We start from the raw sequence: 14,009 nt of genomic DNA on the forward strand, positions 1-14,009 counted from the left end.
GAACCCTCTCTTTGATGTTGCTCAATCAGGTCCGGCTACGGGACGGAACGACGGTGCTATCGAGCCGGGACAAAAATTGGATAAGCTGTTGCAGGCCGGGAACCATAGATGGTATGTGCAGACTTTCACCCACCGAGTGAACGCCTTTTCCCAGGCTGGAGCCGATGGATAGGGCGGGGATATCGAGGGAAAAGGGGATATTCGCGTCGGTGCTGGAGTAGGTTTTGTTGGGGGTGATGCCCATCGCCGTCAAGACATCACAGGCGGTGCGAATCAGCGGGTGCGCTGCATCGATTCCCCCTCCGGGCCGGTCGCCCACTTGCTCAATGTCGTGTTGACAGCCGAATTCCTGCGCCGTCGTCTGGAAAATATCGCGTGCCGCGCTGGCGACCTTTTCCAGTTCTAGCTGGGAGACGGAACGCATATCGATCACCGCCACCGCCTCTTGCGCAATGACATTGACCGACACACCGCCGTTGAACTTACCGACATTCAGCGTGGTTTTGGGATCGCGCGGTACCGGGATTTGGCAAAAACGGGCACAGGCGGCGGCCAGGCCATGCACCGCGCTCGGGTTGCCAAAAGCGGAGAAACTATGGCCGCCTTCGGCCCGGTAAGTGATCTTGTATCTTTTACTGCCGGCGCCGCCATAAACCACCGTGCCCAAATCGCCGTCATAGGCCACCACGGCGTCAACCTTATCACCCCAGGTGGCCATCAACCGGCGGATGCCGCGCAGATCGCCCAAGCCCTCTTCACACACGCTGCTCGCCAGGATCAGATCGCAGGGCAGGGACAGGTTGCTCTCCTGCAACAGGCGGGCAAGGCTTATCAGATTCGCCACCGCGGCGGAGTTATCCCGAATACCGGGACAATAGAGGCGATCGCCCTCGACACGCGGTTGCAGGGGGGTTTCGAGAGGAAAGACGGTATCCATATGGGAAACGACCATAACGCGCGGCCCACGACCGGCGCGGCGTCCCGTTACATTGCCGATCTCGTCGCTGGCCACATCGGCCAACCCCACCTCGGAAAAGCGCCGCGCGATATGCGCACCGCGTTTGGCTTCGTTAAAGGAAGGGGCCGGAATGGTCGCAATGGCGACCGCTTCCTCCAGCAGTCGTTCGGCATTGCGTTCAACAAGCCGCATTATCGCGGTGAGATCAGGTTCCATAAGAAATAAGCTCCTGTTTTGCGCTCCGCAAGGGCGGACCGGCCAAAGGAAATAGGTTCAGGTGGGGATTCACGCCGTGAATCCACGCCAAAACCCGCTGCGGTATGTGGCCCGGATGTAGAGGTATTGGGAGAATATGACTTCTCTTATGTTAGCGAGATAACGATATTTGTTGCTTGAAACTCGGTCAATCTTGAATCAATAATTCAACATATGACATATTTATGCATCTAGGGCAGGACGATGGACGACAGCGATAACCATGGAATGATCGACGCCGGTGAAGCCACCCGCCGATTAAGAGTGAGTTTTGCGACGTTATATTCCTACGTAAGCCGTGGCCTTATCCATTCAGAGGCCCAGCCCGGCAATACCCGCACCAGACTGTACTCCACGGCGGATATTGAACGGCTTATTTGGCAGAAAACCTTGGCGCGCAAGCCCTCCGCCGCCGCCGCTACCGCCCTGAGCTGGGGATTGCCGGTACTGGAAACCCGCATCAGCCAGATTCAAAATGGCATGCTGACCTACCGCGGACGAAACATTCTTGAACTGGCCGATACAAGTACGCTGGAAGACGTGGCGATGCTGCTATGGAACGCGCCGGTAAACCCGTTTGCCGCCGCCCGTTTTTCCCGTGCGGCTATTCCCGGCTGGTCTGAGGCGGCAGAGCGGCTTAGGGATGATCCGGTCATCGATCGGGCCATTACGCTCATGTCGTTTGTGCGCCGCGTTCTGAAAGACGCCGACGATAGCTCTGCGTTGGCGGCGCAGCTGGTGCAGGCGATGGCTGCCGCCGTCGTTACCGGGACCCCCGATGTCGAACGCCCTTTGCATGAGGCGCTCGCCGCCTGCTGGCACGCGCCCGCCGCCGCGGATATCATTCGACGCGTGCTGGTGTGCTGCGCGGAGCATGAATTGAATACGTCCTCATTTTCGGTACGCGTCGCGGCGTCCACCGATGTCGATCTGGCAACCTGCCTGCTTACCGGCCTGACGGCCTATTGCGGTTATGAACATTCTGGCGTGGTGCTGGAGGCCAGAGAACTGTTGCGCCAGGTTATGGCGCAACAGGATCCCACCCCGCTCATCGCTTCCCTGACCCGGACCGGCGTGCCGGTAGCGGGGTTTTTCCACCGCCTTTACCCGGATGGCGATCCGCGCGCCCGGGAGATTCTTTCTCATCTCAGCGTTCCGGCTCCCGTCGCCCGGACAATCGAGGCCATCGGCCAAATCACGGGCTTAAAACCCAACATCGAACTGGCGCTGGTCATCGTCGAGCAGGTGTATCGCCTGCCGGTGGGGGCGGCCGAGGCGATGTTCATTACCGGCCGGTCCGTCGGTTGGATATCCCATGCCATGGAGCAAAAAATGAGCGGTATCCGAATCCGTCCACGCGCCAGCGCGGGGCGTTAGTATTCCCGCCGCCCTTCGGGAGACGCTGACGATCCCTTCATTGGCGCCGCACCCTCGCACCCGACGGCCGCCCCGTCCCCCAGCGATTCACACAGAAAATCGATAAACACGCGGCTTTTGAGCGGCATAAACGGCCCCGCGGGCCAAAGCGCCCATAAGGGCTCGCAGCGTTCGGAAAAATCCTCCAGCAGGCCAACCAGCGACCCGCGCCGGAGATCCTCTTGTACGTAATAATCGGGAAGCCAGGCGAGTCCCAGCCCTTTTCTGGCAAAATCCCGCCGCGCATGCATGTTGTTGCACACCATCGTCAACGGTAGCGCGGCAAACTGGGCGGGAGAAAAAGTCTTCAGTTGCCACAGTTCCAGCTTACCGCTGTGGGGAAAACGGTAATGTAAACAGGCATGGCCTGCCAAATCCGCTGGCGTCTCGGGGGCTCCCGAGCGCTTGAGATAGGCCGGTGACGCCACCACGCTGGAGCTGAAGGTGGTGATTTTGCGCGCCATCAGGCGCGAATCGGCGACGTGGCCGCTGCGTAACGCGACGTCATAGCCTTCTTCGATCACGTCGACCAGGCGGTCGCAGAAATCGAGATCAAGCACGATATCAGGGTATTTGGCGGCGAACGCCGTCATCCACGGAAACGCCTGACTTTCCTGGGCCAAACTTAGCCGTAGCGTGCCGGAAGGGGCATGGTTAGCCTGCAGCAGCTCGTTTCTGGCCTCCTCGACGGCGTTGAGGATCCCGACGCAGCGCTCATAAAAGCGCATACCCTCCGTCGTCAGCGCCATGCTGCGGGTGTTGCGGTTCATCAGCCGGGTGGCAAGGTGCTGTTCCAGGCGAGTCATGGCTTTGCTCACCGCCGAGGGAGAGAGGCCGGTGGCTCGGGCGGCCGCCACAAAACTGCCTGATTTGACGACCTGAACAAAAATGTCGAGATTATCCAACTGCGCCATACCGTCTCCGCGCTAGTGATTAATTTTCACGAAAGTCGTGAATAGAAGCCTGTTTTTCAGCAATCCGCTTCAGGATACTGTTAATGCCCCTACGCTTGCAAAGAGAGAAGTGAACGTCGCATGTTGAAGGCGCTGTTGATATTAATGTTGGGGGCATTTGTTTCCCAGACGACGGAATATCTGCCGATTGGCCTCCTCCCCCTGATAGCTAAGGATCTACAGGTGACACCGGGACAGGTCGGTTTTCTGGTGACCGGCTATGCCTGGATTATTACGATTACGGTTCTGCCGATGACGTTGTTGACACGCAGAGTCGACAGACGCGTGCTGTTTTTGTGGCTGTTGGCCATTATCACGCTGTGCAATGGCCTCGCTCTGGTGACCCACCACTATTGGCTGCTCATGATTTTACGTATCGTTGCGGCGCTGGGACACGGCGTGTTCTGGTCAAGTATCGCCTCTTACGCTATCAAAATCGCGCCGGCGATGCCCGCAAGCCGCGTGACGGCAATCGTGTTTGCCGGCATCTCCCTTGCCATCGTCGGCGGCGTGCCGCTTTCCTCGGCAATCGGTCAGGCGTTCGGCTGGCAGCCGGGGTTCGCGCTGTTTGGGCTGCTGGGACTGCTTATTTTTGCCGCCGCCTGTTTCTGGCTGCCGTCGCGGCAAGAGGGTGAGCCAGGGAGCCGACGCGGCGTATCGTCACGCCCCATGACGCTGTACGGCGCGGTAGGCGTTACGCTGCTGATGATTACCGCCCATTTCACCTGTTACACCTATATCACCGCGCTGCTGCAATCGCCGCTCAAGGTCAATGAGACGGCAATTCCGTTCCATTTATTACTCTTCGGTCTGGCGGGCGCCCTCGGCACACTCCTTGCCGGTACCCTTTCCCTGCGCCCATCGGCGATGACCGCGCTGGCCGGGACCGGCGTGGCCGTCAGCTTATTTCTCATGTTGACGGCCCCGCCGTGGACGGGATATGCCTGGCTTGTGATGGCCGTCTGGGGAAGCGCGATTGCCCTGTTGATTATCGGTCTGCAAAGCTGGGTGATTGCGCTTGCGCCCGACAATGCCGAATTTGCCTCCGCGCTGTACGTCATGGCATTCAATATCGGTATCGGCGGCGGGGCGATGGCCGGAGGGTTGATGCTCGAACGTCTGGGTAGCGCCAGTCTGCTGTACGCGGGCATCGGCATCGCCCTGGCCGGTCTGATGGTATGGGCGTGGACGGCGCGCGCCAGGCGCGCCGTTTACGCCCGCGGCTAATGCAGCTCAATAGATATGTTCGGAGGAAAAATGACTACACCACAGGACCCATCCTCTTCTGCCATGATGGCCTTAACGGCCCTTGCCCAGAAAATCCAGGCGATTGCGCAGACCGGCCTGACCTATACCGCTGACGGTTACGATAAAGAACGTTATGAACAGCTACGCGATATCGCCGGCGCGCTGTTTGCGCAATTTTCCTCCAGCGAAGCGCAGACGTTTATCGGCGCGTTTACACAGCAGGAGGGGTATGCCACGCCGAAGGTCGATACCCGCGCGCTGATTCTGCGCGCCGGCAAAATCCTGCTGGTTAAGGAAGCGGACGATTCGGCCTGGAGCCTGCCCGGCGGCTGGGCCGACGTGGGCGACCGCCCGTCCACGGCGGTTTGCCGTGAGGTGATGGAGGAGACCGGGTTGCAGGTTGAGGCTACCCGCCTGCTCGGGCTATGGGACCGCAACCTGCATGGCCATCCCCCCTATCCCTGGCACGTTTATAAACTGATTTTTCATTGCCGCGAAACCGGCGGCGCTATGCGCTTGAGCCAGGAATCGCTTGATATCGGTTTCTTTGATCCTAACCACTTACCGCCGCTGTCGCTCACGCGCATCGTCCCAGAAGAGATTCTCACCAGCTTGGACATCATTAAAAACGCGGCGGACACCTGGTTTGATTGAGGAGGGCATGACCGACGCGGTGAGCGTGGGTCATGTGGTATTGTCGCCATTTCCTGCGCATTGAAAAAACCATCCGCGCGCAATAAAACGACAATTTCCGTCGCGATAAAAATAACAAGAAACGCCCCTCAGTGATTATGCACATCAACAATTAATCAAGAAAACGCTAAGATAATTTATCTCTTCTCCACAGCGTATAACCACCATGAATAATGATGAAAAACATCAATCCATCATCTATTACGGCTGTATTATGTCAAAAGTTTCCCTGCTGATAACGCTACTAATGATTATCATTAACATCTTAAGCTGGTATATACCGGATATTATGCTTAATACCTATGGGCTGGGTCTATTTGTGACGCAGAGAGTTATTACTAACCCGGAAATAATACTGACCAATATCGGACAAATGACGCTAGGCATGATAGCCACTACCCTGCCATTACTGTCGCTCGCCTTTGGTCTGTGCGCCCTTCATCAATTATTTACTCTTTACCGCCTAGGGCATCATTTTTCCCTGCGCGCCGCGCGACAACTTAATCTCGCCGCCGTCGGCTTTTTCCTTTGGGCGATAGCGGACATAGTGTGCGAACCCGCGGTGACTTTTCTTATCACGTTGCCTAAAGCCAAGCGCATCATCTCACACAGTTTTTCTGTCGGGCATAGCGTGGCGCTGCTGCTCTCGTTCGCGCTAACGGTTATCGCCCAGATTCTGCGGCACGCCTGCCGCCATAATAACGAACGGCGTAACGTCGATTAAGGCGCTGGGATAAGCCATTAACCTATTGCGCCACCAGAAAAATAAAACCGTGATACGTTGTAACAGAAACCGTTAACCTTATTATTGGCAGACCACAGGGTGATAATTGGCGCGCGAGGGTGGCTGTGAACACCGCTGCTCTGGCTAAAGCGTCCAACCAACGGACGTGGGGTTAGGTTAATAAACGCTGTCATTGTTTACGCTATTTCATTAACGTACAGCGCCCTTGTGTTTTAGCTCGCGGGTAAGTTACCCTTTCCCCACCCTAGCGATTAAACATTATAGTCATTATCTCCCCGCCGGTATCGGGTCTTATTCCCTCATGCCCCGGTTAACCCTCTGCCAAAATGCGTTTTTCCTGTTACATATGTTTAGAATTTACTAAACCAAGTAAAGCTGGGTCAAATCGCAGCTTTTAAGACATTTCGTTATTTAATACCGCCAACGCGTATCCCATATTAGTCAGTAACAGGTAGTACCCGGCAGTCGTTTAATGAGGAAGCTATGATGAAAAAGACCACGCTTGCATTGGTTATGACGGTTTTCGCGGCCAGCAGTTGTTTCTCCGCGTTTTCCTGGGCCGACGGCCCACAGGGACAGCCATCTCAGCAGCAGTGGCAACAGGGCCATGGCGGTCAGGGCGGGCAGGGCGGCCCAGGTGGACACGGCGGCGAACATGCCGGCGGCCCGGGCGGTGGCCGCGGCCATGAGGGTGGCCCGCACGGGGGCCCGGGCAGACCCGGCGGCGAACGGAATCATTTCGCCTGGAACGGCCATGATTTTCGCCGTGGCCATCCCGCGCCAGAGCGTTTTCGCGGCGATGATTACCGCGTTTACGATTGGCATGCGCGCGGCCTTCAGGCGCCGCCTCCAGGAGAGCACTGGGCCTACATCGACGGCAATTACGTGTTGATCGCCGCCGCCACGGGGATCATTACATCAATCATAATGAGCACGATGCTGCCTCATTAAGCGTTTCCCGCCGGTGGCGTTACGCGCCGCCGGCGGTTTGCGGGCCCGTTTGCCGCCCGCGACCCCGGCCGGCGCTGTTGCGTCCCGCGGCGCCAATCATTAAGCTGTAAATTATCTACCCCCCCTTCATCTTCGCTGGCGTCGGCGCAGCACCGACCGATCGATCCCGGCGGAAAATCAGCAGGCAAAGCGGATGGAAATCATCATTATCGGCGCCGGCATGATCGGCGCGTCACTGGCGTTTGAAGCCGTCAATCTCGGTGCCAGAGTGACCGTGCTGGATGCCGGTGAACGCGTCAGCGGTACCTCCGGCACGTCGTTCGCCTGGGTCAACGCCCACGGTAAACCGCCGCGAGTCTACCAGCAATTGAATAACGCCGGCATTGACGCGCATCAGGCGCTCCAGGCGCGCTTTCCTCATCGCCGCTGGCTGCACTTGACCGGCAGCGCCGAATTTCGTCACCCGCACGACGCGGCCGCGCTGGCGGTACAGGCGCGGCAATTGACGGCGTGGGGGTATCCCGTCCGTTGGCTGGACAAAGAGGCTTTACTGGTGCGGGAACCGGCGCTGGCGCGCGACGCCGTGCCGGCCATGCCGATATTGTGGTGTGAGCGAGAGGGATGGCTGGACACGCGGCTGTATATCAATACCTTGCTGGATGAAGTTATCGCTGGCGGCGGAAGCGTAGCCACCGCTACCGCCGTCGCCGGCATCATCCGTAACAACCAGCGTGTCACCGGGGTCACCTTGGCCAACGGCCGCGCACTTAACGCCGATCTGGTGGTGAACTGTTGCGGCCGCTGGGCCGATAGCCAGCCTTTCCAGCCGGATCTCGCTTTGCCGCTGGCCCCCACCGCGGGCCTGCTGGTGCGGGTGCCATCGGCCGCGGCGCCGGTGCGCCACGTTCTTATCACCCCGACATTCGACGTCCGCCCCGACGGTCCGGGCCACAGTCTGATCTGCCCTAACGACTTAGAGGTAGCCTGGGCATTGACCGAATCTCCCGCCGCGCGGGATCAAGCGGCGGCCGATCTGTTACGGGAAGCCGCCCGGCTGTTGCCTGGATTACGCGGTATCACGGATTATCAGGTCACTACCGGCATTCGCGCGCTGCCGAAGGATGGTTTGCCCGCAATCGGCCCGTTACCGGGGTTAACGGGCTATTACTGTATGGTCACCCATAGCGGCGTGACGCTGGCGGCGCTGCTGGCGGCATTGGCGGCGCGAGAGATGGTGACAGGCCAGACGGCGTCGGCATTAGCGCCCTTCCGCCCCGACCGTCTTTTCGCCTAACGGCCAGCGCCGCGCCGTGGCTATTGCGCGGGAGGCGCTAACACGCCGCCCATTGCCCCTGAGCTATTGCGGTTGGGTGTCGTTGACGGCGGGTTTAATCACGCGGGCCATTGCCGCGATAACGTCCTTGATGCCGTGGGCCTGGCAGAAAGAGACCAATGCCTGCAACGGCGGTATGTTGCCGGCAAGCTGCGCCGGCGGCCGAAGCGTAATCCGATGCCCTGGCACCTCGGGTAGCGGCGGCAGCCAGCGCTGTACGCAATGCAGCGGGTCGTATTGTCCGCTATAACAGCGGATACTCCCGTTCGCCGCCCGTCGTTTCGCCCTGGCGGGCGACGCCCCGTAGCGGCTAAGGGTCTTTTCAGCCACGCCCGCCGGATTAAACGTCACCGCCATCGAACCGGTCGCTACAGCGGCGATGGCGGCAAGCGAACCGCCGAGAGAATGGCCGGTAAAAAGCACTTTATCGCCAAAAAGGTGTCTGGCCTGCCGCGCCAGCGCCACCGACGCTTGATACTGCGCATCCCGGTAGCCCAGCGACGCCCGTAGATTGGTCAGCCAGTCGTTGAAACCGTTGGTGCCGGCAAAGGCCAGCGCCACCTGCCTGCCGTTGCCATAGAAATTGGCCTGTAAGCCGGAACGTTTGTCGCGCAATAACGCCTTATCGAGGCCGTATCGGCGCAAATCGTGCGGGGTAAAGCGGCGGAAGGCGCCCGGCGGAAGGGCGGAATGTTTAGCGTAAACATCGCCGGCTATCTGCGCTAACTGATAATCCCCCTTCTGCGGCAGGACGCCGCAGGTGATATACTCCTCACCGCCGCGCCCTTGCTGCATTGCCGGCGCTGACCTGCGTTGCCGCGGCGCCGCGGCCGCGGCTGGCGCGCGCTCAGCGGCCGTGAGGCGCGCCGCCAGAGCAGACGTCGCCTGCTGCCCGGCGGCGTAGGAACGCGCCCAGGACACCGCCCCGGGCCCCGGTGGGAAAACTCGTGGTAACATGCTGACCTCCTATCGCCATATCGCTGTTCTGACTGGCAATTTAAGCGATGGCGCCAGGCCGAAATTGCAGGAAATGTTCATGGCGCCCCCTTTTGTGGGATATTCTAGTGATGATTGCCGGCAGGTTGAGCATCGCCTCGCCATAAAGACGGTTATCGTCGCAATTTGCTGAGCGCGGCAAGAGAGGACAGAGGAAGATAAATAAAGCCGTTATTTATCTCTGCAATAGCCACAGGCTTAAACATATATTTCTTTGATTACTCACCCGGTAGCGAAGACCGCAAATACCCTAATTAACCCATTTATAAACCAGTAAATTTTCTCGAAACAATCGCACAGGAAAATTAATACTGCTGTCAGAGCGCATTGACAATCTCCGGCCAGCTTAACAAGATGACGACGGACAAGGGTAATCGATCGGCTTGATAACCTCAACTTATTCAAGCTCTTATGGAGACTATTAAATATGCCCACTCTGCACAAGCCTGCGGTTTATTTGCCGGAATACATCATTAGCCAGCAAGACACGATTAATTTAGCCAGGACAAACTTTAAAGACAATCCGAATTTGGAAAAATCGATCGAATTGATTATTAATACTGGCGTTATGAAAAGACATATTATACAGCCCATCGAGCTCGCCACGTTGCATCCTGGATTTGGCTATCGGAATGCGGTATTTGAATATGAGTCAAAACGCTTGGTTCCCGGCGTAGTTGAAGAAGCGCTGCACAATGCCTCCGTCAGCGCCAGCCAAATCGCCGCGATTATCTATGTCTCCTGCTCGGGTTTTTTGATGCCGTCGCTGACCGCCTGGCTTATTAACCATATGGGACTACCGGATAACACCATGCAATTGCCCATCGCCCAATTAGGCTGTGCCGCCGGCGGTGCCGCCATCAACCGGGCACATGATTATGTTTTGGCCCATCCCGGGAGCAACGTACTGATAATTAGCTGTGAGTTTTGCTCCCTGAGCTATCAACCCACCGATGGCGATGTCGGCAGCCTGCTTTCCGACGGGCTATTCGGCGATGCCATCAGCGCAGCGGTCGTCACCGCTGAACCCGGGGAGGGGCTCTCGCTGGAGCGCAACGCCAGTTATCTGATCCCCGACACCGATGAATGGATCCGCTATCAGGTTAAAGATACCGGTTTTCACTTCCGTCTGGACAAGCGCGTACCGGGTACCATGAAACCGCTGGCGCCCGTGATGCGTCAGATGACCTGCGAGCACGGCTGGGATATTGAAAACCTGGCCTATTACATTATTCACGCCGGCGGCCCGCGTATTCTCGACGATCTCGCCAAGTATCTGCGGGTCGATTTGCAGCAATTCTCTTTCAGCCGCGACACGCTGGTCAACTGCGGCAATATCGCCAGTTCGGTGGTGTTCGAGGCCTATCGCCGCATGCATGAAAAAGGCATTTTCACCCGCGGCGGCAAGGCGATTATCGCCGGCTTCGGCCCCGGCATTACCGCCGAAATGAGTTTGTCGCAGTGGAACTAACGGGCAAATAACGGCACCGCGTGGCTTACTCCTTCAGCGTGTACGGCGACGGCCGCCGCATGCCGATATGGGGAATGCCATCTTCATCGTAAATGTCCGTCACCGCCGCAAATCCAAGCGCGCGGTAAAAAGCCTGCAAATGCGCCTGGGCGGAGAGGGTTACCGGTTTCTCCGGCCATCGCGCGGCGCATGACGCCAGCGCCTGATGCATTAGCCGTCCCCCCAGGCCCAGGCCACGCGCTCGGGGGGCTATGACTACCCGTCCAATACTCACCGCGTCCCGCTGCACCAGCAAACGGGCGCACGCCACCAGTCCCGACTCGTCAAAGCCGGCAATATGGCGATTGTCGCCCTGCATATCCAGGCCATCCATATCCGCGTAGAGGCACTGCTGTTCGAGTACGAATACCGCGCTGCGCAAAGACAGCAACTGATAAAGTACCGGCGCGCTCACTTCGCTATGGTGCCAGTCGCACCAGTTTACCATCATGATATCCCCTTCTATCTGGTTAATGACCTATTGCCTCCGCGACCGCCCGGCGCCGCGCGTGCGGCGATAACCTACACTTATAAGGGCATTATGCCTGAGACAGCGTTATCGATGAGGTAAAAATGAAACAGAAAAAGAGCACGATCGGCATTGCGCCTTATGGCGGCTCCGCCGGCGGATGGGGCGCATTGAAAGCGGTGGCCGACGCCATTCGCGGCCAAATGGCGGTGAATCAGGATGTTATTGCCCTGTTTAACGTTAACCAACCGCAGGGATTCGACTGTCCCGGCTGCGCATGGCCGGATCCGCTGCATACCTCATCTTTTGAATTTTGCGAAAACGGCGCCAAAGCGGTCAGTTGGGAAGCCACCGGCAAGCGAGCCACGCCGGACTTTTTCGCCGCCCATACCGTAAGCGAACTCTGGCAGCGCCACGATTTCGATTTGGAAGGGGAAGGGCGACTGACCCAGCCGATGAAATATGATGCCGCTACGGATACTTATCGCCCTATCGAATGGGAAGTGGCTTTTCGCGAAATTGGCGCGACGTTGCAGCGCTACGCCGACCCTGATTGCGTGGAGTTTTACACGTCCGGACGCACGTCCAACGAGGCGGCATTCCTTTATCAGCTTTTTGCCCGCGAATATGGCACCAATAATTTCCCCGACTGTTCCAATATGTGCCATGAACCCACCAGCGTGGGTTTACCGGCCTCTATCGGCGTGGGTAAAGGCACCGTCACCCTTGAGGATTTCGAGCATTGCGATCTGGTCATGTGCATCGGCCATAATCCCGGTACTAATCATCCGCGCATGCTAGCCACCCTGCGCGAGGTGGCCAAACGCGGCGCCACCATTGTAGCGTTTAATCCCCTGCAGGAGCGGGGGCTTGAACGGTTCACGTCTCCCCAAAGCCCGATAGAAATGCTCACGCTCAGCGCCACCACACTGTCGTCGACCTATTATAAAGTCCGGGTCGGCGGCGATGCCGCCATGCTGAAAGGCATTATGAAGGCGCTGCTTACCCTGCATCAAGATGCGCTGGCCCGCGGCGATAACGGGGTAATCGATGAGGCGTTTATCGCCGAACATACCCAGGGTTTTACGGCCCTGAAAGCCGATTTGGACAACACGCCGTGGCAGGACATCATCGCGGTTTCCGGTCTGAATCACGGCGAAATTTTACATATCGCCCGCCTGTACGCCAATGCTGAGCGGACCATTATTTGCTACGGCATGGGCATCACCCAGCATCAGCATGGGACGCAAAATGTGCAACAGCTGGCCAATTTGCTGCTGCTGCGCGGGAATATCGGCAAGCCGGGCGCGGGAATTTGTCCCCTGCGCGGGCATTCCAACGTGCAGGGCGACCGCACGGTGGGCATTACCGAAATCCCCTCGCAGGCGCTGCTAGACGGTATCAAGCGCACCTTTGGTTTCACGCCGCCGGCCAAACATGGCCACGCGGCGGTGGCAAGCATACGGGCTATTCAGCAGGGCAGTTCCAAGGCGTTGATTTGTCTTGGCGGCAACCTGGCAACGGCGATGCCGGACCCGGACGTGACTTTTGCGGCCATGCGCAAATTGGAGCTGGTGGTGCATATGGCGACCAAGTTGAACCGTTCCCATCTGCTGTTGGCGAACGACAGCTATCTTCTGCCGGTGCTGGGCCGCACCGAGAAGGATAGGCAGGCCAGCGGCAGTCAATCAATTACCGTCGAAGACTCCATGTCGATGGTCCATGCATCGCGCGGAACGCTGCAACCGGCGTCCCCTTATCTGCGTTCGGAGCCGGCCATCGTCGCAGGCCTGGCCCGCGCAACGCTGCCTAATAGCAAGGTGCCCTGGGAGGCATTGGTTGCCGATTACGCGCGCATCCGCGACGCCATAGCATCGGTATTTCCAGCGTTCAAGGACTACAATACCCGCATTCAGCAGCCCGGCGGTTTCCGGCTTTACAATGCCGCCTCGGAACGTCAATGGAATACCCCTAATGGACGCGCCCAATTTATTATTATGCCGGGCATCAATGAAGATCCCTGTGGCTCGCCGCATCATGACTTGGTGCTGACCACCCTGCGTAGCCACGATCAATACAATACTACGTTGTATGGCCTTAACGATCGCTACCGCGGCGTCACCGGCCGGCGCGATGTGCTGTTTCTTAACGCGGCGGAGGCGGAGCGGCGGGAATTGCGGGTGGGGGATAAAGTTAACGTCATCGCGCTGGACGCCGACGGCGGGCACTCTTCGCGACGGCTGGATAATTTGACGGTGGTCGTATACGACATGGCCCCCGGCTCGGCGGCAACCTATTATCCCGAGGCCAATAAGCTGGTGCCGCTGGACAGTTATGATCACGACAGCGGCGTCCCGGCGTATAAAAGCGTGCCCGTCGCGCTTGAGCGCTGCGCCTGACGGCAAGAAATAGCCAAGGCGACGGGCGCTTTATCTTGACTTCTGTTTCCATTATACCGGATTATTAATCCATTATTATGGAA

Annotated in this window: 12 protein-coding genes; 8 read left to right on the plus strand and 4 right to left on the minus strand. The window is 58.2% G+C overall.

The features are described from left to right. Nucleotides 1-25: 25 nt before the first annotated feature. Nucleotides 26-1,174, minus strand: a complete 1,149-nt coding sequence (locus SANT_RS20620; protein ID WP_025424113.1) for a M20/M25/M40 family metallo-hydrolase — start codon at nucleotides 1,172-1,174, stop codon at nucleotides 26-28. A 243-nt stretch (nucleotides 1,175-1,417) separates the two neighbouring features. Between SANT_RS20620 and SANT_RS20625 the strand changes: the two genes are divergently transcribed. Further along, entirely contained in the window at nucleotides 1,418-2,590 is a 1,173-nt protein-coding gene (locus SANT_RS20625) for a citrate/2-methylcitrate synthase (protein WP_025424114.1), read from the plus strand. Here the strand turns inward: SANT_RS20625 and SANT_RS20630 are convergent. Further along, the gene (locus SANT_RS20630; protein ID WP_025424115.1) at nucleotides 2,587-3,543 is read right to left on the minus strand and encodes a LysR family transcriptional regulator; all 957 of its coding nucleotides are present in this window, start codon (nucleotides 3,541-3,543) and stop codon (nucleotides 2,587-2,589) included. The genes SANT_RS20625 and SANT_RS20630 overlap by 4 nt on opposite strands. A 120-nt stretch (nucleotides 3,544-3,663) precedes the next feature. Between SANT_RS20630 and SANT_RS20635 the strand changes: the two genes are divergently transcribed. From SANT_RS20635 to SANT_RS20655, 5 genes are all read left to right on the plus strand, one after another. After that, nucleotides 3,664-4,809 carry an MFS transporter gene (locus SANT_RS20635; protein ID WP_051440198.1) on the plus strand — a complete coding sequence of 382 codons (1,146 nt, stop codon included), beginning with the start codon at nucleotides 3,664-3,666 and terminating at the stop codon, nucleotides 4,807-4,809. 30 nt (nucleotides 4,810-4,839) lie between these two features. Further along, nucleotides 4,840-5,484, plus strand: a complete 645-nt coding sequence (locus tag SANT_RS20640; protein WP_237234635.1) for an NUDIX hydrolase — start codon at nucleotides 4,840-4,842, stop codon at nucleotides 5,482-5,484. 205 nt (nucleotides 5,485-5,689) lie between these two features. Further along, nucleotides 5,690-6,247 carry a DUF2975 domain-containing protein gene (locus SANT_RS20645; protein WP_025424118.1) on the plus strand — a complete coding sequence of 186 codons (558 nt, stop codon included), beginning with the start codon at nucleotides 5,690-5,692 and terminating at the stop codon, nucleotides 6,245-6,247. Between the two features lie 504 nt (nucleotides 6,248-6,751). Further along, a complete protein-coding gene (locus tag SANT_RS20650) occupies nucleotides 6,752-7,219 on the plus strand; it encodes an RcnB family protein (RefSeq protein WP_025424119.1) in 468 nt (155 codons plus the stop codon). Between the two features lie 193 nt (nucleotides 7,220-7,412). Next, nucleotides 7,413-8,513 carry an NAD(P)/FAD-dependent oxidoreductase gene (locus tag SANT_RS20655; RefSeq protein WP_025424120.1) on the plus strand — a complete coding sequence of 367 codons (1,101 nt, stop codon included), beginning with the start codon at nucleotides 7,413-7,415 and terminating at the stop codon, nucleotides 8,511-8,513. Between the two features lie 63 nt (nucleotides 8,514-8,576). On the opposite strand, the gene SANT_RS20660 is transcribed toward SANT_RS20655, so the two are convergent. Beyond that, a complete protein-coding gene (locus SANT_RS20660) occupies nucleotides 8,577-9,509 on the minus strand; it encodes a hypothetical protein (RefSeq protein ID WP_051440199.1) in 933 nt (310 codons plus the stop codon). A 466-nt stretch (nucleotides 9,510-9,975) separates the two neighbouring features. On the opposite strand from SANT_RS20660, the gene SANT_RS20665 reads away from it, so the two are divergent. After that, nucleotides 9,976-11,019, plus strand: coding sequence for a type III polyketide synthase (locus SANT_RS20665; RefSeq protein ID WP_025424121.1), 1,044 nt, complete (start codon nucleotides 9,976-9,978; stop codon nucleotides 11,017-11,019). 25 nt (nucleotides 11,020-11,044) lie between these two features. Here the strand turns inward: SANT_RS20665 and SANT_RS20670 are convergent, their stop codons facing one another. Further along, a complete protein-coding gene (locus SANT_RS20670; protein WP_025424122.1) occupies nucleotides 11,045-11,506 on the minus strand; it encodes a GNAT family N-acetyltransferase in 462 nt (153 codons plus the stop codon). 125 nt (nucleotides 11,507-11,631) lie between these two features. On the opposite strand from SANT_RS20670, the gene SANT_RS20675 reads away from it, so the two are divergent. Then, on the plus strand, nucleotides 11,632-13,926 hold the full coding sequence (locus tag SANT_RS20675; protein ID WP_025424123.1) for an FdhF/YdeP family oxidoreductase: 2,295 nt from the start codon (nucleotides 11,632-11,634) through the stop codon (nucleotides 13,924-13,926). Nucleotides 13,927-14,009: the final 83 nt, after the last annotated feature.

The sequence above is a fragment of the Sodalis praecaptivus genome (assembly GCF_000517425.1).
GTDB classification, from domain to species: Bacteria; Pseudomonadota; Gammaproteobacteria; order Enterobacterales; family Enterobacteriaceae; genus Sodalis_A; species Sodalis_A praecaptivus.

What these genes read in the sequence shown, in the direction of transcription:
- SANT_RS20620 (WP_025424113.1), bottom strand. Translation starts at nt 1,174, where the DNA reads ATGGAACCTGATCTCACCGCGATAATGCGGCTTGTTGAACGCAATGCC.
- SANT_RS20625 (WP_025424114.1), top strand. Translation starts at nt 1,418, where the DNA reads ATGGACGACAGCGATAACCATGGAATGATCGACGCCGGTGAAGCCACC.
- SANT_RS20630 (WP_025424115.1), bottom strand. Translation starts at nt 3,543, where the DNA reads ATGGCGCAGTTGGATAATCTCGACATTTTTGTTCAGGTCGTCAAATCA.
- SANT_RS20635 (WP_051440198.1), top strand. Translation starts at nt 3,664, where the DNA reads ATGTTGAAGGCGCTGTTGATATTAATGTTGGGGGCATTTGTTTCCCAG.
- SANT_RS20640 (WP_237234635.1), top strand. Translation starts at nt 4,840, where the DNA reads ATGACTACACCACAGGACCCATCCTCTTCTGCCATGATGGCCTTAACG.
- SANT_RS20645 (WP_025424118.1), top strand. Translation starts at nt 5,690, where the DNA reads ATGAATAATGATGAAAAACATCAATCCATCATCTATTACGGCTGTATT.
- SANT_RS20650 (WP_025424119.1), top strand. Translation starts at nt 6,752, where the DNA reads ATGATGAAAAAGACCACGCTTGCATTGGTTATGACGGTTTTCGCGGCC.
- SANT_RS20655 (WP_025424120.1), top strand. Translation starts at nt 7,413, where the DNA reads ATGGAAATCATCATTATCGGCGCCGGCATGATCGGCGCGTCACTGGCG.
- SANT_RS20660 (WP_051440199.1), bottom strand. Translation starts at nt 9,509, where the DNA reads ATGTTACCACGAGTTTTCCCACCGGGGCCCGGGGCGGTGTCCTGGGCG.
- SANT_RS20665 (WP_025424121.1), top strand. Translation starts at nt 9,976, where the DNA reads ATGCCCACTCTGCACAAGCCTGCGGTTTATTTGCCGGAATACATCATT.
- SANT_RS20670 (WP_025424122.1), bottom strand. Translation starts at nt 11,506, where the DNA reads ATGGTAAACTGGTGCGACTGGCACCATAGCGAAGTGAGCGCGCCGGTA.
- SANT_RS20675 (WP_025424123.1), top strand. Translation starts at nt 11,632, where the DNA reads ATGAAACAGAAAAAGAGCACGATCGGCATTGCGCCTTATGGCGGCTCC.